This is a genomic window from Candidatus Pantoea carbekii (assembly GCF_000971765.1).
GTDB lineage: Bacteria > Pseudomonadota > Gammaproteobacteria > Enterobacterales > Enterobacteriaceae > Pantoea_A > Pantoea_A carbekii.
Window position 1 is genome coordinate 462,220 of record NZ_CP010907.1, and the last position, 25,979, is coordinate 488,198.

The 25,979-nt window shown below is 28.9% G+C and carries 19 protein-coding genes and 4 tRNA genes; 11 read left to right on the forward strand and 12 right to left on the reverse strand.

Translation table 11 applies throughout. The features are described 5' to 3' along the window. Positions 1–138 precede the first annotated feature (138 nt). Positions 139–1,677: a murein biosynthesis integral membrane protein MurJ gene (gene murJ, locus BMSBPS_RS01615; RefSeq protein WP_044170021.1), complete on the reverse strand. Its 1,539-nt coding sequence runs from the start codon at positions 1,675–1,677 to the stop codon at positions 139–141. A gap of 680 nt (positions 1,678–2,357) precedes the next feature. Between murJ and pyrC the strand changes: the two genes are divergently transcribed. Together pyrC and bssS are read left to right on the forward strand one after the other, a co-directional pair. After that, positions 2,358–3,398 carry a dihydroorotase gene (gene pyrC / locus BMSBPS_RS01620; protein ID WP_022564685.1) on the forward strand — a complete coding sequence of 347 codons (1,041 nt, stop codon included), beginning with the start codon at positions 2,358–2,360 and terminating at the stop codon, positions 3,396–3,398. A 789-nt stretch (positions 3,399–4,187) separates the two neighbouring features. Continuing rightward, complete coding sequence (gene bssS / locus BMSBPS_RS01625; RefSeq protein ID WP_022564686.1) at positions 4,188–4,442, forward strand: biofilm formation regulator BssS; 255 nt, start codon at positions 4,188–4,190, stop codon at positions 4,440–4,442. 209 nt (positions 4,443–4,651) lie between these two features. Here the strand turns inward: bssS and trhO are convergent, their stop codons facing one another. From trhO to uvrC, 6 genes are all read right to left on the reverse strand, one after another. After that, on the reverse strand, positions 4,652–5,599 hold the full coding sequence (trhO, locus tag BMSBPS_RS01630) for an oxygen-dependent tRNA uridine(34) hydroxylase TrhO (RefSeq protein WP_082085723.1): 948 nt from the start codon (positions 5,597–5,599) through the stop codon (positions 4,652–4,654). A 405-nt stretch (positions 5,600–6,004) separates the two neighbouring features. Then, positions 6,005–6,088, reverse strand: a tRNA-Leu gene (locus BMSBPS_RS01635). Between the two features lie 18 nt (positions 6,089–6,106). Continuing rightward, positions 6,107–6,177, reverse strand: a tRNA-Cys gene (locus BMSBPS_RS01640). Positions 6,178–6,208: 31 nt separating this feature from the next. Next, positions 6,209–6,281, reverse strand: a tRNA-Gly gene (locus tag BMSBPS_RS01645). A gap of 236 nt (positions 6,282–6,517) precedes the next feature. Then, entirely contained in the window at positions 6,518–7,084 is a 567-nt protein-coding gene (gene pgsA, locus BMSBPS_RS01650; protein WP_046201117.1) for a CDP-diacylglycerol--glycerol-3-phosphate 3-phosphatidyltransferase, read from the reverse strand. A gap of 82 nt (positions 7,085–7,166) precedes the next feature. Beyond that, on the reverse strand, positions 7,167–9,017 hold the full coding sequence (gene uvrC / locus BMSBPS_RS01655; protein WP_046201118.1) for an excinuclease ABC subunit UvrC: 1,851 nt from the start codon (positions 9,015–9,017) through the stop codon (positions 7,167–7,169). An 884-nt stretch (positions 9,018–9,901) separates the two neighbouring features. On the opposite strand from uvrC, the gene BMSBPS_RS01660 reads away from it, so the two are divergent. After that, a complete protein-coding gene (locus BMSBPS_RS01660) occupies positions 9,902–10,126 on the forward strand; it encodes a DUF2594 family protein (RefSeq protein WP_022564690.1) in 225 nt (74 codons plus the stop codon). Positions 10,127–11,280: 1,154 nt separating this feature from the next. Here the strand turns inward: BMSBPS_RS01660 and BMSBPS_RS01665 are convergent. Continuing rightward, positions 11,281–11,368, reverse strand: a tRNA-Ser gene (locus BMSBPS_RS01665). Positions 11,369–11,729: 361 nt separating this feature from the next. Between BMSBPS_RS01665 and yccA the strand changes: the two genes are divergently transcribed. The 7 genes from yccA (at position 11,730) to BMSBPS_RS01700 (ending at position 20,115) form a co-directional block, all read left to right on the forward strand. Then, positions 11,730–12,380: an FtsH protease modulator YccA gene (gene yccA / locus BMSBPS_RS01670; RefSeq protein ID WP_022564692.1), complete on the forward strand. Its 651-nt coding sequence runs from the start codon at positions 11,730–11,732 to the stop codon at positions 12,378–12,380. A 79-nt stretch (positions 12,381–12,459) separates the two neighbouring features. Beyond that, positions 12,460–12,789, forward strand: a complete 330-nt coding sequence (locus BMSBPS_RS01675) for a TusE/DsrC/DsvC family sulfur relay protein (RefSeq protein WP_022564693.1) — start codon at positions 12,460–12,462, stop codon at positions 12,787–12,789. A 283-nt stretch (positions 12,790–13,072) separates the two neighbouring features. After that, positions 13,073–13,390: a heat shock protein HspQ gene (hspQ, locus tag BMSBPS_RS01680; protein ID WP_022564694.1), complete on the forward strand. Its 318-nt coding sequence runs from the start codon at positions 13,073–13,075 to the stop codon at positions 13,388–13,390. 1,467 nt (positions 13,391–14,857) lie between these two features. Next, positions 14,858–15,931 (forward strand): porin OmpA, encoded by a 1,074-nt coding sequence (gene ompA, locus BMSBPS_RS01685; protein WP_046201119.1) that lies wholly within the window; start codon positions 14,858–14,860, stop codon positions 15,929–15,931. Positions 15,932–16,231: 300 nt separating this feature from the next. Then, complete coding sequence (locus BMSBPS_RS01690) at positions 16,232–17,998, forward strand: AAA family ATPase (protein WP_070097429.1); 1,767 nt, start codon at positions 16,232–16,234, stop codon at positions 17,996–17,998. A gap of 74 nt (positions 17,999–18,072) precedes the next feature. Continuing rightward, positions 18,073–18,591, forward strand: a complete 519-nt coding sequence (fabA, locus tag BMSBPS_RS01695) for a bifunctional 3-hydroxydecanoyl-ACP dehydratase/trans-2-decenoyl-ACP isomerase (protein ID WP_022564697.1) — start codon at positions 18,073–18,075, stop codon at positions 18,589–18,591. An 888-nt stretch (positions 18,592–19,479) separates the two neighbouring features. Next, on the forward strand, positions 19,480–20,115 hold the full coding sequence (locus BMSBPS_RS01700) for an MBL fold metallo-hydrolase (protein WP_022564698.1): 636 nt from the start codon (positions 19,480–19,482) through the stop codon (positions 20,113–20,115). Between the two features lie 58 nt (positions 20,116–20,173). Here the strand turns inward: BMSBPS_RS01700 and BMSBPS_RS01705 are convergent, their stop codons facing one another. Continuing rightward, entirely contained in the window at positions 20,174–21,364 is a 1,191-nt protein-coding gene (locus tag BMSBPS_RS01705) for an amino acid aminotransferase (RefSeq protein ID WP_046201120.1), read from the reverse strand. A 213-nt stretch (positions 21,365–21,577) separates the two neighbouring features. Then, positions 21,578–22,975, reverse strand: coding sequence for an asparagine--tRNA ligase (gene asnS, locus BMSBPS_RS01710; RefSeq protein WP_022564700.1), 1,398 nt, complete (start codon positions 22,973–22,975; stop codon positions 21,578–21,580). Between the two features lie 619 nt (positions 22,976–23,594). Between asnS and pyrD the strand changes: the two genes are divergently transcribed. Beyond that, positions 23,595–24,605, forward strand: coding sequence for a quinone-dependent dihydroorotate dehydrogenase (gene pyrD, locus BMSBPS_RS01715; RefSeq protein WP_022564701.1), 1,011 nt, complete (start codon positions 23,595–23,597; stop codon positions 24,603–24,605). 81 nt (positions 24,606–24,686) lie between these two features. On the opposite strand, the gene BMSBPS_RS01720 is transcribed toward pyrD, so the two are convergent. Both BMSBPS_RS01720 and kdsB read right to left on the reverse strand, forming a co-directional pair. Continuing rightward, the gene (locus BMSBPS_RS01720) at positions 24,687–24,926 is read right to left on the reverse strand and encodes a 2Fe-2S iron-sulfur cluster-binding protein (protein ID WP_022564702.1); all 240 of its coding nucleotides are present in this window, start codon (positions 24,924–24,926) and stop codon (positions 24,687–24,689) included. A 213-nt stretch (positions 24,927–25,139) separates the two neighbouring features. Continuing rightward, positions 25,140–25,895: a 3-deoxy-manno-octulosonate cytidylyltransferase gene (kdsB, locus tag BMSBPS_RS01725; protein WP_022564703.1), complete on the reverse strand. Its 756-nt coding sequence runs from the start codon at positions 25,893–25,895 to the stop codon at positions 25,140–25,142. Positions 25,896–25,979 lie beyond the last annotated feature (84 nt).

Genomic DNA, 25,979 nt, shown 5'->3' on the forward strand with positions numbered 1-25,979 from the left:
ATTTAATTTAATAAGTATAGTAGAACTAGTAATATGATTAATTTAAATTAATAATAATAGCCATTGGGACATAAAATTTAATAATGTACTATTATTTTTAATAATGCAATTTTCATACTTTAAAATTATAGTCTATTTCTACATAGACGTACGATAAATAAAATCTTTTGTGCGGAAACCTAGTATAGCTAAGGTTGAAAAATAAACACTAATACCAACAATACACACTATTGCTAATCGTAGTAAACGCCAAGTCATTTGTCCTTCTTGCCAAGAAGGTATAAATTGTAATATGCCCAATAAAACTAAAGCCATAACTATTACTGCTATGACTAACTGTTTTAAAAATCTGAACCAACCGGCTTGCGGTCGAAAAATATTTTTTCTACGTAATTCCCAATAAAGTAGCATCGCATTAAAACAGGCAGCTAAACCAATTGAAAGTGAGAGACCTATATGTTTTAGTGGCATGATCAATGCTAAGTTCATGATTTGTGTTGCTATAAACGTAATAATAGCAGTTTTCGCTGGTGTTTTGATATCCTGTCTAGAATAAAAACCTGGCGCAAGAACTTTCACTACGATTATACCGATCAATCCGACTGAATAAGCAATTAGTGCACTTTGTGTCATTATAACATCAAAAGAAGTAAATTTACCGTATTGAAATAACGTTATAATCAGTGGACCCGATAAAATTGCTAATGCAACTGCACTAGGTAAAACTAATAGAAAGCACAGGCGTAACCCCCAATCTATTAAACGAGAATATTCGTTATTATTCCCGTTAGCAAAACTTTTTGCTAATGAAGGTAATAAGATAGTACTTAATGTAACACCTAAAACCCCACAGGGAAATTCCATTATTCGGTCAGCATAATACATCCAGGACAGTGAACCTGATATAAGAAAAGAGGCGAAAATCGTATTAATAGTTAACGAAATCTGTGTAATAGACGTGCCTAGTATAGCTGAGCCCATCTGACGTATCACTCGCCAAACGCCAGTATTATATAAATTAATACGCGGTAGTACTAACATATCAATTTTTTTGAGGTATGGTAGCTGGAAAAAAAGTTGCAAAATACCACCAACTAAAACTGCCCAAGCTAGTGCCATGATCGGTGGATAAAAATATGATGAAAGAAAGAATGTAAAATCAATTATGCTAATATTAAGAAATATTGGAGTAAATGCTGGTATTGAAAAATAGTTCCAGATATTGAGAATAGATCCCGCTAATGAAGCCAGAGAAATAAATAAAATGTAAGGAAATGTTATACGTAGTAAAGAACTAGTTAAATTAAATTTATCCGCAGTATCAACAAATCCAGGAGCTGTGATCATAATAATCTGTGGTGCAATAATGATTCCTAATATACTAACTAGGGTAAGTACTGAAATCAATAATCCAGAAATAGATGCAATGAATAAGCGAGTTGCTTTATTTCCTTTTTTGCTTTTATATTCAGTTAAAATTGGTATAAAAGCTTGTGAAAATGCGCCTTCAGCAAAGATACGGCGTAGTAAATTAGGTAGTTTAAAAGCTACAAGAAAAGCATCTGTTGCTATACTGGCTCCAAAAAAATAAGCAATAGTTGTATCACGCATAAATCCTAATACGCGGGAACACAAAGTTATTGAGCTAATCGCAACTAGAGGTTTCAGTAGATTCATAATTAAGAGGTATTCCTGCAAATATATTTGTAATACAGAAGTAATATATCGATTATCAAATATCTAGTTATTTAACTCAATATACATAACAATTAGATTCTTAATTTTTGATTTAATTTGTATAATTTAAAGCAATGTTATATTCATTAACAATGTTAATAATTAATTAAATTAAAATTATATAATATACTATAATCAATAATGTTAGTACGTATTGATACGTTAATTCCAGGATAATTATTAGGCATTCTCAGTGTTAACCTTTAAAATTTGCTGTACATGTTTTTTAAACATATAGCAAATATATTATAAATCTCTGTTTATTATTAACATGATGATACATATTAATAATAATAAATATTTTATTTACAATAAATAGATTATTTAATTCACACTTACTAGCTATATACAAAAAATTTTATGTGTTCTGTTTGTAAGTATTGTTTTATTATTTAAGTTATAATAGTATTAATGTATATTTTTTATATGAGCATTTTCTTCCAGAAGGTAACAAATTAGCACATTTTTTGAGTTTAAAATTTTTATTTAAAATAATACAATACTAAAATAGTATATGGCATTTAAATTTATTGGAAATAGGTATATGCTATGTCTGCATAACCTTTTAATATTATTGACAATTATTAACATTGCATCTAAAAAATAGACTGTCATCTAAAATGATAGATCAGCCTCAAGAAATTATTATCCGTCGTCCTGATGATTGGCATGTTCATCTACGAGATGGCGATGTGCTTGCTGCTGTTTTGCCTTATACTAGTGCTATCAATAGTCGTGCAATTATTATGCCAAATTTATTACCGCCTGTAAGTAATATAAAAACTGCAATAGAATATCGTGATCGTATTTTAAGTTTAGTGCCTAAAGGACATACTTTTACGCCTTTAATGACATGTTATCTTACTGATTCGCTTAGTCCTAATGAACTTGAGGAAGGTTATAGAAACGGCATTTTTATAGCTGCTAAACTTTATCCAGCGCAGAGTACTACTAATTCTAACCATGGTGTTACTGATATTACTTTAATCACAAAAATACTAGAGCGTATGCAAAAAATTGGTATGCCAATATTGATACACGGTGAAGTTGTTGATTTGAGTGTTGATATTTTTGATCGCGAAGCTCGTTTTATTGAGACTATTTTGGAACCTATTCGTAATAGTTTTCCGGGTTTAAAAGTAATTATGGAACATATTACCACTAAAGAAGCTGCTGAATATATAGCTTCAGGCAATGAATTATTAGGTGCAACAATTACACCACAACATTTGATGTTTAATCGTAATGATATGCTAGTAGGTGGTATACGTCCACATCTTTATTGTTTACCAGTTTTAAAACGCAATATTCATCAAAATGCATTACGCAAATTAGTTGCTAGCGGTCATTGCCGTGTATTTCTTGGTAGTGATACAGCGCCTCATCTACGTTCTTTCAAAGAAACTAGTTGTGGGTGTGCAGGTATATTCAGTGCTCCTAATGCGTTAGTGGCGTATGCTACTATATTTGAGGAATTAAATGCATTGAATTATTTTGAAAGTTTTTGTTCGGAGAATGGTCCGAATTTTTATGGTTTACCATTAAATAGCGGGACATTAAGATTAATACGTAAACCATGGAAAGTAAAAAAAAATTTATTAAATAATACATTAGTTCCTTTTCTTTCTGGTCAAATTTTGAATTGGTGTGTTATAACATAGTGTTTATTGTTTTATGAAAGAATACAATTTCCAAATTCATGCTATCTTATATAAGAATTGTTGATCGCTTAAGAGTAACTATGTTGAAATTTAATTCAAATCCATTTAGATTCATAGAGAAGAGGTGTGATTGTATGTATGATATATACACCTTTGTAGATTAGTACAGCAGAAATAAAAAATATCAGCACAGCATATATAATTGAAAAAATTAATTTAAATAACTTGCTGTTGGTCAATTTATTTTCTGTTTGTTATGTTGATTTCATATGTAAATATGTTTTTGATGAAGGTATTTTGTCTTTTTTGTAGGTGATATTCACAGTGTTAGTGATACATTTAGATGATATTTATGACAAAATTTAATTAATATCAGCAAATAATGATCTTGCCAGTATTTTCTTTGTATTTTTTGTTTTATATTAGGTATGCATATATTTTAAAATGTATTTGTAAATATATATTAAAAAAAATTATTTCCTATTTATAAATTGCATTTAGTTAAAATTTAATTTTTAATATGTTCAAAGTGTTAATTATTTTATAATTGGCTTAGTAATTTGTTATCTATTATTAGATATAGATTATTAGTAATTCTTTTATATTAGTAAACTAATATAAATTAATACATGACATTTTAAAATATATGTTACTGTATATTTTTTGTATATGCTATTAATATGATATCCATTTTTTCTTTGTGTTACAATGTTCTTATTATTACATATATGACAACCGCATTAAACCTTGGGGAGTACTGTGTTTAACGGGTAATTTAAGGAGGTTGTAATGGATCAAAATAATGATGTTATTCAAGCTCATCCGTTAGTTGGATGGGATATTAGTACTGTAGATAGTTATGATGCTATGATGATTCGTCTTCATTCGTTATCATCACATGATCAAAGAAGAGAAGAAGCTGATATCGGTCCAACTTATTGGTTGACTACAGACGTAGCGAGACAGTTTATTTCAATACTTGAGGCTGGTATTGCAAAAATAGAATCTACAGAACATTATTTACATGATAATCGTAAGCATTAATTTAGCATAGAATACTAAATAGCACTGTATGAAAAAGGCACCTCAAAGTGCCTTTTTCATACAGTGCTATTTAGTATTCTATTTAAATCCACTTTCTAGATTTCAAATTAAATTTAATATAAAACACCACCTATCATTCTAAACAGACAAATAAATACAATTATATTAATTTGTATAATAAAATTCTTACATAATATTGATGACACTATTCAGACTATAGAAGTAATTTTTTGATAACATGGTAAACAACAACAACCATTATATTTTTGGGCACACACCAAACATTGAATAAATAATAAATGGCAGTTATTATTTTTACAATTTGTATAGACATCACAAGGTAAAGAACATTGATAACAATACGACAAAACATCATCGGAGATACGTTCACTCATCCGTTCATCGAAAACAAAATTCTTTCCTTTAAAACGCACGGGTAAACCTTTCTGCCATGCACTCCGTGTATAACCAATAATCCCTCCTTCAATATGATTAACATCATTAAACCCATTATATTTCATCCAAGCGGTTGCCTTTTCGCAACGAATTCCTCCCGTACAATACATTACTATTTTTTTATTTTTATAATGTTGTAACATATTGACTGCCATACGTAGCTGATTGCGAAATGTAGAAGCAGGTACAACAATAGCATTATCAAAATGGCCAATCATATATTCATAGTAGTTACGCATATCAACAAATAATATACTAGGATCGTCTAACATACTATTCACTTCTGAAGCACTAAGATATTTACCTACATTGCTTGGATCAAAATCTTTATCATCTATACCATCCGCAACAATACGATTTCGGACTTTTATACGTAAAACCCAAAACGATTTTCCATTATCTTCTAACGCAATATTCATTCGTAGATTATGAAGTGCTGGATCAAAAGTATATAAAATCTGCCTCATTGATTCATATAAATTCGCCGGTACACTAATCTGCGCATTAATTCCTTCAGAGGATATGTAGATCCGACCAAATACCCTATATTTATTTAAAAAAACATATAAAGAATCACGAAATACATTAGGATTAATAATCTGAAAGTATTTATAAAAAGAAACAGTAATGCGTGTTTCAGTTTCATCTAACATGCGCTGCTTCAATTTTTTATTACAAATAAGATTATGTAATACTGACATGATATCTATTCCTGCTTATCATTTCTAGATCTTATCTATGTACCTTAATTTTTGTGTTTTTATGTGATCAACTTTGTTTTTTGTGATGATTTTGATTAATAAATTACAATTATATATTCAATAAAAATTGAAACTTCTAATTTAAAACAAAATTTTATACTTAAAAAACAGCATTTAATCGAATATTATTTATCATATAATTCTGCTTATAATATATCAATTTTTAATAAATAAAATTGAAAAAAAATTTTGATTATATTTAAATAAAATCTAGTAAGATTATATGGAGTAATAACAATGTAACTTCAACGCAAAAAACTAAATAGAATCTAAAGTTTTTTAAAACTATATTCTTCTACCTAGAAAATTTAAAACACGTACTAACAAGTATTAAATATCCGTATATGCCCGAGGCGGGACTTGAACCCGCATAGCTATAAAGCTGAGGGATTTTAAGTCCCTTGTGTCTACCAATTTCACCACTCGGGCAAAATTATAAGAATGAATAGGCGCATCCCGGAATCGAACCGAGGTAAACGGATTTGCAATCCGCTGCATAACCACTCTGCCAACACGCCTTAGTGTTACATGAGATAAAATTTGAAATGAAGCGGGAAACGAGACTCGAACTCGCGACCGCGACCTTGGCAAGGTCGTGCTCTACCAACTGAGCTATTCCCGCACATAATATAAAAATTTATTATTGTATACGACTAAAACCACTGATTTATTTTAAAAAATTAAATGCACCTAAGATTATATCTTCTTGTATATATTTGATATTCTTATCCCAAAGCATTAAATTTCTTTATTCTGAAAAGAATCTCACTGTACTATTTTAGATAGTTTACTAATATCTAACAATGAGTCAACAAATTTATTCATAAATTTCAAAAATTATTATCTTTACCTTCTAATTCAGCGTATATTTCTAAAAAGTATAGTTAATAAATCATTACATACTGCTCTAAAATATCGAAACATCGACAAAAAAGTTAATGTTGTAGCAACGTAAAATATGATGACACCAATTACTATAAAAATAGTAGTAGGATGCCATAATAATACAAACAACGACAACATTTGTAATATTGTTTTTACCTTTGCAATCCATAAAACTGCTACGTTATTACGATATCCAATTACTGCCATCCACTGACGTAATGCTGAAATAATAATTTCACGAGTAATTATAATAGCTGTAGGCAATGTTATCCACCAAATATGAAAATATTCAACGATTACAACTAATGCTGCACTTACCATGATCTTATCAGCAACCGGATCTAAGAATGCACCAAAACGTGAAGTTTGTTTCCAACGTCGAGCTAGAAAACCATCTAACCAATCAGTAATAGCTGCAAGCATAAAAATTAATGCAGTAAGAAATGATGACCAATAAAATGGTAAATAAAATGTAAATACAAAAAAAGGAATCAAGAAAATTCGAAACAAGGTAAGATAAATTGGAATGTTGAATTGCATATGCCATAATACCTTGTCTAAATATAGTGAAAGAAAGCAAAACATATATAATATTACTCAATTTATCTATTGATAATTTCAATTAAGACTTAAATGATGTATGTATTCTTTTCGCTAGAGCCAATGAGATGGTTGGAACTTGAGCAATATCCTCAATACTTGCACTCATCAACAATCGAAGCCCTCCCATATGCTTAAGCAAATACTGTCGACGTTTTGGGCCTATTCCTTTGATTTTTTCTAATAAACTACTATTTTTTACTTTTTCTTGTTTTTTTCGATGTCCGGAAATAGCGTGCTGATGCGCTTGATCTCGAATATATTGTATGAGATGTAGTACAGAAGAATGACATGGTAAACATAACCCCTTTGGTTTAGCTTCAAAAAATAGAGTTTCTAATCCTTTTTTTCCATTTCTATTACGAGCTTTTGCTACTGCTATCAGAAAAGGATGACCTTTATCACGAAATATATTTAATTTATTAAATGTTTGTTTTGCTTTTGAAAATTGACTTTTCCCTCCATCAATAATGATAACATCAGGAATATTATTTACTTTTATTTTATTATATCTACGATTTAATGCTTGCTCTATTGCTGCACAGTCATCACCTGGAGTAATATTTACAATATTGTAACGACGATAAGCAGATCGTAAAGGACCCTTTTCGTCAAATACTATACAAGATGCTATTGTTTGTTGTCCATTATTATGACTAACATCAAAACACTCTATGCGTTTAATAGCAGCAATCTTAAAAAAAGTACTCATTTCGACAAGACGCTTCTGAATAGTAAAATACTTTGCAAGATAACTTTTTAATGCACTAACAGAGTTAGTACGTGCTAATTTAAGATAATTTGCATTATTACCAGAAGGCTTTACTTGAATATTAATCTTACGACCTAATAAATGTTTTATTCTATTTATTAATAGATATCGTTGCGTTAAATTAAAGTCCAATAAAATGTCAGTTGGTAAATGATCAATATCATTACTTTGTAAATTAGAATCTCCTTGTAAATATAATTGACTAATAAAAGTATGCACAACATTATTAAGTTCGTTATCAAGTAATTTCGAAAAATAACTGCGACTACCTAATATTTTACCTTCACGAATAAATAATATATGTAAACACATTACACCGCAATCGTAAGCTACACTGATAACGTCAATATTAATACATTGATTAGATACAAATTGTTTTTCAGTAATATGGCTCAGTGCTTGTATTTGATCACGTAATCGTGCAGCTTCTTCAAAACGCAAAGTTGAACTATACATATGCATGCGTTTTAGTAAGTGAGCTATTATTTGATCATCTTTACCATAGAGAAATAAACGAACATAATCTATTTGCTGTATATATTCTTCTTGACTTACCAAACCATCTATACATGGGCCAAGACATCTACCTATTTGATATTGTAAGCATGGACGTGATCGGTTACGATAAACGCTATTTTCACACAATCGAATGGCAAATATTTGTTGTACAAAATTTAAAGTTTTACGTACTGCAGAAGTATTCGGGAAAGGTCCGAAATATTCACCTTTTAAATGTTTTTTACGGTAATGTATAGATAAACGAGGATGTTGATCATTGCTTAGGAAAATATAGGGATAAGACTTATCGTCTCGAAGCAAAATATTGTAACGCGGCTTATAAAGTTTAATATAATTATGTTCAAGCAATAGTGCTTCTATTTCAGTATGTGTTACAGTAACATCAATATTTTGAATATTTTTAACAAGAACTTCAATTCTCTTATTATCTACTTGTGTATAAAAATAGGTACTTAATCTTTTTTTGAGATTTTTTGATTTACCAACATAAATAACTGTACCTATTTTATCATACATACGATATACGCCCATTTGATTAGTTACGTTACTCAAAAAAGTTTTAAAATCAAAAGAATCATTCACTGCTAATTAAAACCTCTATTTGTTAGGATTATATCGTGATAATCATGATATAATTTAATTTGCAAGGATAATTAATATTATTTAATAAATATTGTTTAGACATTTTTGATATATAAAAATTTTTCATTAAAAATGTTCAAAATTATTAATTAGTTATTTTATATACATGTATCTTGGATGTAGAATACATGGATATAATTTTAAATACATATAAATATATTAATAATAATTATATATGAATTATTTAACATTGCATGTTATTATCGATGATAAATAATATCTAATTGATAGATATTATTTATCATCGATAATTAGATACATTTGTATTATTGATTATTTAGTAGAATATTATATTTTTAGACAGATGAAATTATCGAATTAAAAATTCGAATAAATATCTAAATCAATACACATAATTTTAATCATAGGGTTATATATTGATATATTTAAAATATTAAAAATAATTGCTACTTAATATTAATTTATGTAACTAGAGTTGATAATTAAATTATCATAAATAAAATAAGTAAAACACAATAAAAATTGTTACCGAAAGATTTATAGATTGCAATTTATAAAAAATTTTATCACTAACCAAATAAATTCAAATCATTAGTAAATATTAAAAGTTTAATCTTGTATATTTTATAGAAAAATATATAGTGTTTTTGTTAATAAACGATATATATTCATGGAATTTTAATTTATTAAAATTATCTATTTTAGACTTTTAAAGATAGATATTATAAATTTTATAGTTCCTTATTTTAAAAAAAATAATTAATTTTATTAATAAATATTGAATATGTATTTTTAAAGATATTTTTTGTAAAATTTACATCACGTAAAAATATTTTTTTAACGCTTTATACCGGGATTAAAAGATGGGTAATCAAAATTTTTTAACTTCACAAGAAATAAAAAAATTAGGAAATGAAATTGCATGTCTTAAAATGATAGTAACATTTATGCTAAAAATGATGGGGCAAGCTGATGCAGGTAAAGTAATAATTAGTATGGAACGATATATACAAATGTTAGATGATAAAGTACAGGCAGAAATATTTAGGAACACTATTATGCAAATAAAAGCTGCTTATTCTCAATAATATATAATGAGTTAATTATTTTATCAAATCCAAGATGTTAATTATTTATTTAAAATTATTAATTAATAAGATATTAAATAGATTCTAATAACTATACCAAATAAATTCATTATGTTACAGTTTGATTTTTATCAACTAAACATCAATCAATATGATTATTGACTGAGATTTAAAGAGACAAATAATTTTTTTACAGAATGATACATAATAACTTTCATGTATATTGAGTAGACTTTTAATATAAAAATATGCATATCAAAAAATTTTGATAATTAAATTTTAAAAATATAAAAATGATAGTACTAATAATATTAGTAGATTAAATATCCAAATTAATGGGGTTATAAAAACATATTACATTAACTAAAAATAGATTTGTATTTAAAAGAAATTGATCACAATTACAAAATTTTTAAATCTTAAAATTTAGTATTGACTATTGTATTATGAATAGTAAAATGTTTTTGTTTCTTTGTTAACAATTCAAAATTTGCATTAATATTAAATGAACATCTAATCTTAAAACATAAATCAGTAAAACAATAATTGCATACGTAATGATTAAATCATGTTAATGCCAAGTTAATTTGAAAATTTTATTAAAATGATATTACTTTAATTTTCAGCTTATTTGATGTACTTAGATCAGCATATCAGATAAGCAAATAACAATCATTCCTATTATACTACCAATATCAATAGTAAAATACAAATATGTCGATAATATTGTTCAGCTAACCAAAATTGCGCATGCTTAAATCTATAAAATATCATCAATTTATTTTAATTACGAAGAATTAAATATTAACTCAAAAATCTTATTAAATTATATAAATTTAAAATAATAGATTTATCAATGATTAAGTGTGTATCAAAACTACTGTCTTTAAAATCTATCGTTAATTAAAAGTTATGTAGCTTTGACGTGATATAGTGCTATAATAACTGTATGTTTGCTAGAATTTTAAAAGGGAAATGGAAAAATAAAATTTTAAATATTTCAGTGCAAATTATAATGAATTTTTTTTAACTGACTTAAATATGAACATTGAAAAAAATAAAGTGAATTTAGCAAAATTCTGTAAAATTGATAATTTTTTAAATTGCGCTTTATGCAAAATTATTTTGCGATTTTAAATATTTTTAGATATTTTTGGCGGAGGAAGAGAGATTCGAACTCTCGGATGGTTTCCCATCGACGGTTTTCAAGACCGTTGCCTTAAACCGCTCGGCCACTCCTCCAACAACTATTATTAGTATAAACACATAGAATTATATTGTAAATATTACATTGATGTATTTTCTTTAAAAAATTTATGCTTTTTTTATTAGATTGTTATTTGACTATGTCTGTAATATTATTATATATAGGATAACAAAATTTTTTCACAATGCAATTATTCATGTAAAGAAAAGTAAAAATCTTTGCTGTCCTAAGACTACCGCGTACGCTAACTTGACTTACGCTTAGTGATTAATAATATTTAATATTATTCGATAATATTTAATATTATTGTGTTCAACAATTATCTATTGAATGATATTCTATATACCTAAGTTTATTAATATAGAATTTCATCACTGACATATAGGATCATCAATAATGGACAGAATTATTAGCTCATTAAAACACCAAGCATTAATTAGCCATCATAAGGTATTACGTAATACCTACTTTTTATTAGGGCTAACTCTAGCTTTTTCATCTGCTACTGCAACGTTGAGTACAATATACCATTTACCTTCGCCCGGTTTTATACTTATGATAGCGGGGTTTTATGGCTTAATGTTTCTTACATATCGTTTAGCAAATCATCCAGCGGGTATCTTAGCCACCTTTGCGTTTACTGGTTTTCTAGGTTATTGTTTAGGACCTATTCTGAATTCATTTTTGTATTCAGGCATGGGAGACGTAATTGCTATGGCTCTAGGAGGTACTGCTCTAATATTCTTCTGTTGTTCTGCTTATGTATTAACAACACGCCGTGATATGTCATTTCTAAGTGGTACAATGCTAGTGGGTTGCGTATTATTATTAATAGGCACGCTTGTTAATATGTTTTTGCAATTAACTGTACTACATCTAACTATTAGTGCACTATTTATCTTATTCTCTACAGGTGCCATTTTATGGGAAACTAGTAATATCATTCATGGTGGTGAAACTAATTACATTCGTGCTACAGTAAGTCTTTATGTATCTTTATATAATATTTTTGTCAGTTTGCTAGGTTTAGCTGCTAATAAAGATTAATGATAATTTTTTATAAAATATATTATTTTAAGGAGTTGAAAATTCAAACAATGTATTTTCATGAAAATGAGGTATAGCCGTGATTTCTGGCGACAAAGAAATTTTTTTTGATACAGAAGGCTATTTAAAAAATAGTGCAGATTGGACTGAAACTGTAGCACAATTCATTGCTGAAACACAAGAAAACATGCTGATAAGCGAGGCACATTGGGAAATCATCTACTTTATACGCGAATTTTATGAGAAATTTAATACATCGCCTACAGTGCGTATGCTAGTAAAATACCTAGAAAAAAAACATGGACAAGAAAAAGGAAGTAGCAAATACTTATTTCGTTTATTTCCTAAAGGTCCAGCAAAACAAGCCGTTAAAATTGCTGGTTTACCAAGGACGGTCAGATGTTTATAATTAATCACTAATGACGAGTATCAATCATAGTTATTTTATTCATTTTCAATCAATAAAATAGTACGCATTTTTATTTTTATACCAATGATGATGTTGCATATGTGATTTGTGCAATCTACAAAGTAACTTTTATTGCACTATCGTCTATAGTGCATTTAATTAGATATTTGATAATATTTGGGAGGTTTTTATTCATTGCTTATTTGCTTAAAATGTGGCTTAAAAGCGCTGTCTTTTTTTTCTAATCATAGAAATCAGAAGACAGATTTAGGAGGTCACAATAATGATTGCTAGTAAATTTGGCATTGGACAGCAAGTGCGACATCGTCTCTCTGGAGTGCTTGGTGTAATTGTAGATGTAGATCCAGAGTATTCGTTAGATGAACCTAAGCTTGAAGAAATGGGTGCATCTGAATCGTTACGCACTGCTCCATGGTACCATGTTGTCATGGAAGATGAGGAGGGAGAGCAAGTACATACTTATATAGCTGAAATTCAATTAACCATTGAAACTTCATTCGAACACCCTGAACAACCTTCTATGGATGAACTAGCCGCTTCAATTAGGAAACAACTAAAGATGCTTCGTTTACGCCATTAAAATTTACGATTATAATTAATTTGTTATGATTTAATATTTTTAAAAAATATTAATTTCAAAATTTTTTTATTTTTTTTGTTACTGTTACTGCCAATCATTGTAGTAACAATCATTGTAGTAAATAGTAAAATATTATGCAAATATACTTTGCGCTAAATAATTTTAAAATTATATTTTTGATTATCTTCTTAGAATAGATAAAATATGATATAATTAAATACCTAATTATATTCAGGTGAAATTTAAATTTTATAAAAATGATCAAATCATCTATTATTAAGGATGTTAGTTTGTTTATTCAATTATAAAAAACTAATAAATTACCAATTTGTTAGTAAATAATTAAATATACTCTGTATTCCTTAGCATAAAATGTATAAAAAATTTTGATATGGGAATAACATAAATTCAATTCTATGAAATATCTTAAAAGATCACTTAATTTATCCAAATTTAATTGAATGTAAATATGCTGCATACACTGAACACTGTTAGATTTTTTATAATACTTACTGACCATAATAAATCAATTAAATACTATCTAATTTTCAAATCATATTAAATATTCTGAACCATTTTAATGTAAAAATATAAATTTTTCCTATAAACATACAATGCTATAGTTGTATATTTCGCAAACAAAAATATGATATTAACTTTAATGTTATAACAAACTATACATTGATCTATTTTGATGATTTTATCAAATTAATAAATTTTTGTAAAATTTTCATCTTTATAAGATATGCAATAACAATTAACCATCAAGATCTAAATGCATATTTTATTGAGTATGGTAAAAAATCTTAAAGATTTATAAAAAACTATAAATTTTACAAAAATATTTATATTCATGTACATTGCATCTCTTTCAATGATGCAAAAAAATTTTCATTACAATAAAGCATTAGCATACTAATTAGTTAATATGATATATTATACGTTTTAACATAATTACTATACAACCACATCAATAAAAAATAAATCATTTGAATAATTTTATCCACTATCAGTCAATAGTAGCTAAAATTAAAATAATAACGAAAAGTTATCCGAGGATAAATATAGTATTTACTATACTACACAAGATAATTATTGATAATTAATTAAAAGGCATATTATAACGAAATATTATAATTTATTGTTAAATTATAATATTTCGTTATAATTCTAAAAAATATTTAAATTAAATAAGTACTTTTATACATAAAGAGTACTATATATTAAGTAACATATATAAAAATTCAATTTTGGATTTTAAAAATATTAAGTACATGTTTTTTTATAATCTAGAATTATATATTACTTGTAACTTTTCAATCTCGTTGTAGACTTTATGTCGCTAGGGAGCCCATAATAATATGCAGTTTTTTGCAGAGTAATCAGTGAGGATTTTGACCGAGTAAAATACTATAATCAAGAGCTTCCTTTTTGCTCATTTTTCTATGATAACGAGGCATAACAATAATGAAAAAAACAGCTATCGCAATGGCAGTGGTATTGGCTGGTTTCGCTACGGTAGTGCAGGCCACCCCTAGAGATAATACCTGGTATAATGGTGTTGCAATGGGCTGGTCTAATTACCATGATATTAATTTTTATGGTAACCATTACCGCCCAAACCAAGGTCCAAGCACCAAATGTCATCCTGGACTACGTGGATTTTTAGGTTACCAAGCTAACCCACATCTTGGATTTGAATTAGGCTATGATTGGTTAGGTCGTATGGCAAATAAAGGAGTTATAGTTAACGGCTCATTTAAAGCACATGGTTTACAGCTAACAACTAAATTAAGCCGTCGAATTAGTCCTCATGCGGATTTATATGCTCGTTTAGGCTTTATGCTATGGACTGCTGATTCTATGCAACACCATTCATATATGGAGTTTGTTAACAATCGTGATAATGGAATTGCTCCATTAGCTGCTATTGGCGTTGAATACGCAATTACTAAAAATTTCGCTACTCGCTTAGATTACCAATGGGTTAACAATATAGGTGATGCTTATACTATCGGTATGCGTCCTGACAATGGTCTATTAAGTATTGGTGTTTCGTACCGTTTCTTTCAAAATCAACCTACGCGACCAGCTGTTTCACCCACTATTATATCATCGACCCCGGTTGTTAAAACTGAGCGTTTTACTTTGAAGTCTGATGTTTTATTTGATTTCAATAGTGCTACCTTGAAATTACAAGGTCAACAAATTCTGGATAAACTGTATCAAGAATTAAAATCTATGGATACCAAGGATGACTCCGTTGTCGTTTTGGGTTTTACCGATCGTATGGGTTCCAAAAAATATAATCAAAAATTATCCGAACAACGTGCACATTCTGTTATCGAATACCTTGTTTTAAAAGGAATTCCAACTGACAAAATTTCTGTGCATGGTATGGGAAAATCTAATCCAGTCACTGGCAATACTTGTAATAATGTGAAAGGACATAAGGCATTAATCAATTGTCTAGCACCGGATCGTCGCGTTGAAATAAAAATAAAGGGTTTTAAACAAGTGATTACTAAAACACAAGTTTAAAAGACTTAATATTATTCAAAATTATCAACAAGCCCCGTTTTAGCGGGGTTTTTCATTATTAAAGAATGAAATTCGAATAATATAAATTACCCTATCAATTTTTATATTAACTATAATTTACTTTTTAAATAACGAAATAAATTTATAATTAATTTTTAAAATGATTGATTATTTCAGTTTATAAGAATTAAACATATGCTCTGTTCACTGATTTTCTAGAGACAATTTTATTTTCCAACAATAGCAGTATGAAGTTAAATTCTATATAATCAGATTTTTTTAAATCTAAATACGAAAATCTTGACTATTACTCAACTTATGTGGCGAATGCTACAACCTGATAGTACTTGCTATCAATCTATATTTTCGCATCTTTCATTACAAGATAGTAATGAGAGTTTTGCTGCCGTTCAGCCACGTCTTATGAAGGCTTTAGCACATTTGCATTACAAAAACCACATTAATCTTCCGATTTTATTATTACATAGCCAAGAAAATAATAATTATCTAAGTTGGATTGCATCGGCATCAAAACTTTTTCAACATACAGAAATCGCTCTGTACGGTGGAAATTATCGTATTATAGATAACAAAATTAATTTGTTACCTCCCAATAATTCTAAAGATTCCTTTACTAGTCAAGGTGGTATATTTTATACAAATTGGATTGAATCCGAACAACTCTTTGGCTGTGTACGTCAATATAAAAATGCGCTTAAACTTGAACCAGGCCTAATCCATCGTGCGAATGGGGGAACGTTAATTTTATCATTAAATATTTTGTTAGCACAGCCTCTGCTGTGGCGACGTCTACGTAAATGCCTTGAGCAAGGTCGTTTTGATTGGTACACACAAGAACAAAATCCGCCATTACCTGTATTTATTCCACCATTACCTTTAGCAGTTCGACTTATATTATGCGGCGATCGAAATGCATTGGCTAGTTTTGAAGAATTAAATCCTGAAATTTATCAAATAGCTTCCTATAGTGAGTTTGAAGAAAATTTATTAATACTAAAAGATGATGATATGCGCTCTTGGTGTCGATGGATATTAGCACAAATAAAATTGCTTCATTTACCTCAACCAGAGATTAATTTTTGGCCAAAGCTTATTAACGAAGCAGTACGTATGACTGGTAATCAAAAAATATTACCTCTTTGCCCGTGTTGGTTACGCCGTCAAATCGAAGATATCATGCTAGACAGTAGCAGTAACTTACTAAACGCAAAAACTCTAACATCAGCAGTTAATATGCGTCTGTGGCAAGAAAGTTTTCTTACAGATCACATGCGTAACGAGATTTTATTTAAACAAATTAATATTCAAACTAACGGGAAGGTAATAGGGCAAATTAATAGTTTATCAACTGTTGACTTACGTGGTCATCCACGTTCGTGGGGCGAACCATCTCGTATTACTTGTGTTGTTTATCCTGGAGATGGAGAGTTAATTGATGTGGAGCATAAAGCAGAGCTAAGCGGTAATATTCATAGAAAAGGCGTCATGATTATGAAAGCCTATCTTATTTCCGAACTTGAGCTAGATGAGCCACTGCCTTTTTCTGCATCTTTAGTATTTGAACAATCTTATTCTGAAATAGATGGAGATAGTGCTTCATTAGCAGAATTATGTGTATTAATTAGTGCTCTATCTAATCAACCACTCGATCAACAAATTGCAGTAACTGGTTCAGTAGACCAATTTGGAAACATTCAAGCAGTAGGTGGCTTAAATCAAAAAATAGAAAGTTTCTTTGATATTTGCAATGCACGCTGCCTTACTGGAAAACAAGGCGTAATCTTACCAGCTAATAATGCAAATGATCTCAGTTTAAAAGAAGATGTTGTCAATGCTGTCCGAACACAACGATTTTTTATTTGGACAATTGATAGAATAGAAGAAGCATTATTGCTACTTACCGGGATTGCTTGGAAAAATACACAAGGAAAATCATTAGTAGATAATATTCGAAAACGTATTGCTCAATTTCAGGAACAAGAAAAATGCTATCATGCTCATCATTCACGTTGGTTAAAATGGTTTAATTTTATTAAATTATTTTAATTAGATTATTTTTTAATAGTATACAAATAGTTAATAAAATTTAAGCATGAAATATAAAAGGCATATTTTAAAAAATGGTAAACAAACGCGAATGTTATAAAAAAGAAGATTTGATAGCGTCAAGTCATAGCCAACTATTTAGTAAAAATGGCCCCCCCCTTCCTTCTGGTAATATGCTCATGATAGATCGTGTAATCAAGATGATCAAAGATGGAGGAAAATTTAGAAAAGGTTTTGTAGAGGCAGAATTAGATATTCATCCTAAATTATGGTTTTTTGATTGTCATTTTATTGGAGATCCAGTTATGCCAGGTTGTCTAGGTTTAGATGCAATGTGGCAATTAGTCGGTTTTTATTTAGGTTGGTTAGGTGCAGAAGGTAAGGGCCGTGCTCTAGGAGTGGGTGAAGTGAAATTTATTGGTCAAGTACTACCTACAGCAAAAAAAGTAACTTATAAAATTCATTTTAAACGTATTATCAATCGTAAACTAGTAGTGGGTGTAGCAGATGGTGAAGTTTTCGTTGATGGTAAACTTATTTATAATTCAAGCGATTTAAAAGTAGGATTATTTAAAGATATATCTTTTTTTTAAAATCTATCAATATATTAATATCACATACATCCGAAAATGTAAAATATTAATATATTGACATATTAATTTTTTAATTCCATTGCATATTTAACATATAAAAATATCAGGTAGTTATTCGTCTGTTTGGTATATTACTATATTATATAATAACAATTAACATATCTGCTGTGGAGACAATTTTAAAGGGATGGGCATATTGCAAAAATCATATTCTCAAACTAGTTAAATCATAAAGATTAATATTAATTAAATTTAATCTCAGAAATATAATTCTGTACTTCTGCTATCTTATTAGGAATAATTTTATTAAAGATATTTAATATTATAAAAAATACTATTAATAATTAACAAGACAAAAAAATCTATATGATTTAAATGGTGAGTATATTTTTTATATAGTTAAAATTTATTATATTTAACATGCTAATTTTTATAGCGCATACATATACTATATTAAAAATACACTAAAATATAACAAATTATTTGAGATGTAATAGCATTACATGGCTTGTTAGATAAATAGGTAAAGATGTAGTAATGGTAATATTTTTATTCTTAAACTAATAGCAAGTATTAGTTAATTTTTAATTTGATCTAAATAGAAAAACTTAAATAAAGTTAGCACATCACATAGCAAATATTTGACACATTTTATCAGTTAGAATATAATACAAACTGCATGTACTGTAAATATATACGTGCATATGTATGAAAATTTTCATAATATTTTTAATATTAAGTTAGTGTCTGCATTTCATTACAGCAAGAAATATGTAAAACTAAATTTTCTCTAATATGAAAAATTCGTTTAAAATCTTAAATATTAAGCCTAAACTAGAACGTAGTATCTGATCATTCTTATGAAATAACTAGAAGTTATGGAGCAATATGAATTATCAAATTATTCAAGTAACATCCTTCGCTCAAAATTGTTCAGTATTATGGGATGAATTATATCTTGAGAAGGCAGCATTAGTAGATCCAGGTGGCGATACAGAGACCATTATGGCTACACTTTCGAAGCATACATTAATACCATCGCAAATATTGTTGACACATGGCCATCTCGATCATGTTGGTTCTGCTGGTGAATTAGCAAAATATTACAAAATACCTATTTTAGGTCCTCATCCACTTGATGCATTTTTATTAAATAGTTTGTCAACACAAAGCAGTAAATTTGGCTTGAAAGAAGAGTGTTCAATATTAAAACCAGATCGATGGCTTAAAGAAGGTGACAGAGTACAAATTGGTAATATTACATTAAATGTACTACACTGTCCTGGACATACGCCAGGACATATCGTATTTTTCTCTCATATAGATCGTTTATTAATTTCTGGCGATGTAATTTTTAAAGGTAGCATAGGGCGAACTGATTTTCCCAAAAGTAGCTATCGAGATCTTATAAAATCCATTAAAAGTAAATTGATGCCACTGGGCGATGATATTACATTCTTACCAGGACATGGTGCAATATCAACATTAGGTTATGAACGTATAAATAATATTTTTCTTCAATAAAATACTAAAGAGAAGTATAGCTATATTCTATAATTTCAATTAATTGATAGTGATATTTTTACAAAACGGCTATGATGGCTTCACATAAAGTAGACATATTATTTGATGTCATTCCTGCCATGTTTATACGACCGGAATCTACAATATAGATACCAAATTTTTCACGTAACTGCAATACTTGATATTCACTGAATCCACTAAAAGAAAACATACCATTTTGGTTAATAATAAAGCTAAAATCTTTTTTAACACCCTTTCGTAATAGAGTATTAACAAACAAGTATCGCATGCGTTGAATACGTTCACGCATATTCTTTAATTCTTTTTCCCAAATATTACGTAATGCGTTATTACCCAAAATTATTGTCACTACTGCTGCACCATGTGATGGTGGATTAGAATAGTTAGCACGAATGTGATACTTTACTTGGCTAAATACTGTCGTGGCAACTTTACTATTAGGTGCAACTAAAGTTAATGCTCCTACCCTTTCATTGTAAAGCCCAAAATTTTTAGAATAAGAACTAGCTACAATTAATTCTGGATTTGTATCTCCAAAAATACGTATTCCTTCTGCGTCTTTTTTAAGATCACGGGCGAATCCTTGATAAGCAAAATCAAACAGAGGCAACCATCCATTTTTCTCAGATAATTTTGCTAATTGCATCCATTGTTCAACTGTAGGATCAGCTCCTGTTGGATTATGACAACAAGCATGAAATAATACTACATTACCAGATTGAACCTTTTGGAGTGATTTGAACATATTTTCAAAATCTAGTCTATAGTGGTTTTTGTCATAATATTGATAACTGCAAACTTCTAACCCTGCTGAATTAAACACATTTTTATGATTTGGCCAACTAGGATCACTTATCCAGATGCGTTTTACATTGACTTGATTTGCAAGAAAATCGGCAGCTATACGTAATGCACCAGTACCTCCTGGCATTTGTGCTGTACGAGTACGACCTGAAGTAATAAGGGTACTGTTTTTTCCAAAAATCATCTCCTGAGTGAAATTAGCAAAATTAGATAGGCCCTCAATATTAAGATAATTTTTAGTAGATTCATTTTCTAATAAATATAACTCAGCCTGTTTCACACTATCCAAAATAGGTGTTTTACCAGTCTCATCTTTATATACACCAATTCCTAAATTAACTTTATTTTTTCTTTTATCAGTGTAATACAGATCAGCTAATCCTAAAATAGGATCGGAAAGTGCATCAGAAATCAATTCAAACATGAGTAGGTCCGTCGTTAGAAGTTTTAACAAAACGCGCTACTGGTTTAATGTCAAACAATAGATTTGCTAAACAATAAAATGAAAATAAAACATATAAACACATCAATGATATTATAGGAGAGAAATAAGCATTATAACAATAGAGCATATAAAAAATGGCTATTTATTTTCAAATAGCCTTATTATACTATATATGTCTTTTAAAATAAAATATTAATAATTTGCATTGCGGGGAGTACGTGGAAACGGGATAACATCTCTTATATTTTTTATACCAGTAACATAAGAAACTAATCGGTCAAATCCTAAACCAAATCCAGCATGCGGGACAGTGCCGTATCGCCGTAAATCACGATACCACCAATACTTATCTTTATCAAGGCCTGTTTCTATCAGACGCGAATCTAATACTGCTAGGCGTTCTTCACGCTGTGAACCGCCAATAATTTCTCCTATACCAGGTACCAAAATATCCATTGCTGCAACCGTTTGATTATCTTCATTCAAACGCATATAAAACGCTTTAATATGCTTTGGGTAATTTTTTACTACTACAGGTGCCTTGAAATATTTTTCAGTTAAATAACGTTCGTGTTCAGAAGACAGATCATCACCCCAATGTAATTTATCTTCAAAATTCTCGCCGCTTTTTAATAGAATTTTAATGGCATCAGCATAGTTTAAATGAATAAAATCAGTTTTAATAAACTGTTCTAGACGAGAAATAACTGCTTTATCAATGTATTTATTAAAGAACATTAAGTCGTCATAACGTTCTGCTAACACAACTTTGAATGCGTTTTTTAGCATAACTTCAGCCAATGATGATATGTCATTTAATGTTGCAAATGCGACCTCTAATTCTAACATCCAAAATTCTGACAAATGTCTAGTAGTATTTGAATTTTCTGCTCTAAAGGTTGGACCAAAAGTATAAATTTTAGATAATGCACAAGCATAGGTCTCAGCATTTAACTGTCCTGATACGGTTAAAAAAGTTTCTTTACCAAAGAAATCTTGAGAAAAGTCGATTTGACCTTGAAAGTTGCGTGGCATATTTTCAAAATTTAATGTTGACACACGAAACATTTCACCAGCACCTTCAGTATCTAATGTAGTAATCAAGGGTGTAGCAATCCAAAGATAACCATTTTCATTCAAAAAATGATGTAATGCATGTGCTAAAACATGGCGAACACGTGTAACTGCACCTATTAGATTGGTACGTGGACGTAGATGAGCTACTTCTCTCAAATATTCAATGGTATGGCGTTTAGCTGATATTGGATAAGTATCAGGATTTTCGACCCAACCAACTATATGAACCTTATCAGCTTTTATTTCAAATTCTTGACCTTGACCAAGAGATTTGATTAATTCACCATTAACAATTACAGCACAGCCAGCTGTTAAACGTAGTATTTCGTTCTGATAATTATTTAAAAAGTTATTAACTATAACTTGTATGGATTCAAAACAGGAACCATCATAAACAGTTAAAAAAGAAATACCAGATTTAGAGTCTCTTCGAGTGCGTATCCAACCATGTATAACAACTTCAGTACCAATAGCGATATAACCCTTTATAATATTTGCTATTACCACTTTCATATTAATTCCTTTTGGTGAAAATAATTTCGCCTTGCTGTTTTAATTGAATCAGGTTAGTTATCGTAATGAAATTTTTTAACTAACTATATAACTTATTTATTAAAGCTGTATATGCAAATTCTTTTGACAAGCGTGCTTAATGGTTAAGAAACAGTTAAAAAAATAACATATTTATGTTATATAAAGTTTTTATAGAAAAAATAGTGAGTCTCAAAAAAATTTTATTTTAAAAATGCAAAAGTTGTTTTTAATAAATTTTACGGTAATTACTAGAACGCAATTAGAACTAATTTAGTTTAAACCAAACAGTTAATTTAATATTAAAATCGAGTGATTATTAGAAAGCCATAACTTGAATATTAACCGATATTATAAGTTGATAAGATATATAATGTATAAAGTAAGTATAAGATCATTAATCTGAAGGACATACATCATATATTGCTAAAATTTACTAAATACAAACATTGGAAGATCAATAGTTTGATTTTAATTTAAGATAGTTTTTATATGTACTACAAGTACTCAATATTTTGCTAAAATTATAATTTTTATTAATACGTTACTAAAATTATATTCAAAAGCTCACTGTATAAAACGAAAATTATTAGGAACATACATGTTATACTCTATAATTCGACCGTTTTTATTTAAATTTGATCCAGAATATATAAATAAAGTTATTTTAAAAAAATTGCAATATATTCATAAAACACGATTTAAAAAACTATTGTATAAAACATTTAAATCAAAACCAGTCAATTGTATGGGTCTAAATTTTCCTAATGCTCTAGGGCTTGCCGCAGGATTTGATAAAAATGCTGAATACATTGATGTTTTAAATGCTATGGGATTTGGATTTATTGAAGTTGGAACAGTAACGCCGAAACCGCAATTGGGTAATCAGAAGCCTCGCATTTTTCGTTTAGTTAAAGCTGAAGGAATTATTAATCGTATGGGATTTAATAATAATGGTATTGATAATCTCGTAGAAAACATTAATAAATCTCATTTTAAAGGTATTTTAGGAATTAATATTGGAAAAAATCAAGAAACTCCGATCGAAAAAGCAAAAGATGATTATTTAACTTGTATGAAGAAAATTTATACAAAAGCCAGTTATATCGCTATTAATATTTCTTCACCTAACACACCAAAATTGCGCATGTTGCAATATGGTGAAGCACTAGATGATTTGCTTTTAGCAATTAAACTAAAACAAAAAGAACTTCAAAAGTACTATGTTAGATATACACCAGTAGTTGTAAAAATTTCTCCTGATCTTTATCAAGAAGAAGTTATACAGATTGCAGATAGTTTAATACGTCATAATATAGACGGTGTGATTGCTACGAATACTACTGTAAATCGCACGTTTGTAATAGGATTAAAACATGCAGAAGAAATCGGTGGGTTAAGTGGTCGTCCAATACAACTACGCAGCACTCAAATTATTCAGTGTCTCTCTAAAGAATTACGAGGCCAGTTACCCATTATTGGAGCCGGTGGTATCGATTCACTCATTTCTGCACGTGAAAAAATTAACGCAGGGGCAACACTAATCCAAATTTATTCTGGTCTTATTTATAAAGGGCCATCTCTAATTAGTGATATTGTTTGCTACCTTTAATGTTTTAAGTCGTGCATTTTTTATTACATTTATACAAATATGTATTTAATTATTAAATCATAAAAAGTTTCTAAATTTAATTTAGACTAATGTGACGTTACTAACAGGGATGCAACTACAACTTAAAATTGAATCACCGGCTAAATTTATTTGATTTTTTTTTATTGTTTTTACAATTCCGCACACAAGTATAATTTTACAACTCCCACAAATACCAGAACGACATGAATAGGGTATACAAAAACCCTGCATTTCCAGTTGTTCTAGTAATATTTGCGTATTATTACCAGAAAATTTATAACCTTGATAATTAATAATCATTGTAGTATAAATGCTTTTCTTTATAATTATTTTTTTTATTACTATGTTATAGATTAACACTATTCACGTATTATAGCACTATTGTAGCATCTATATTGAGAGCTTTCAAACTTAAGAAAACTTTTTTAATTTATATTATTTTTATATACAAAAAAGTCTGTTTATTAATATAAAGTATTTTATATATTAGTAAAGTAAATGGATTTTAAAATATTATTTTGCAATCATTGCGATGCGTGCACGTTCCAGGTCTTCTGGAGTATCGACGCTTATGTTTAAAATATTTTTTCTCAATACATCAACATGAATTTTCTCTCCATACCAAATTGTACGAAGCTGCTCTAATAATTCAATATGTTCTAATGCACACGGCGTCCAAGCGGTATAGCGATAAATAAAATGTACAGGATATGCGTAAATACCAATATGCTGCAATAGTACATTGATAATGTGCTCGCCTGATTCTGCTGACCGCGGGTGATTGAAGGGAATAATAGCACGTGAAAAATACAGCGCATAACCACGAATGTCCCTGACCACTTTTACTACATTAGGATTTAGGGCTTTTTCTATATTATCAATGTACATAGCTAATGTAGTTATGTTAGTATTAAAACGTTCTAAATTAGCCGCTACTCGATTCAAACAGTAAGGTGGAATCATCGGTTCATCACATTGTAAATTTACAATAATAGTATTATTAGAAAACCGATACTTTTTAACTACCTCGCATATACGTTCTGTTCCTGATTGATGCGATAAACTTGTCATGCATACCTCTCCACCTGCAGAACGAACAGCACAAGCTATATCAGGATGATCTGTTGCAATAATTACACGATCTGCATCTGATTGTTGTGCTAATTGCATCATATGGACGACCATTGGTTTTCCGTGAATATCTACCAATGGTTTTGATGCTAAACGTGTTGATGCAAATCGGGCTGGAATGATTACAACAAAACTCATCGATCAATTTCTTTTAAAGAAAGAGTATGTGCATTTACTTGCAGTAAGACTGGAATAAAATTATATATTAGATTGTCTATCATA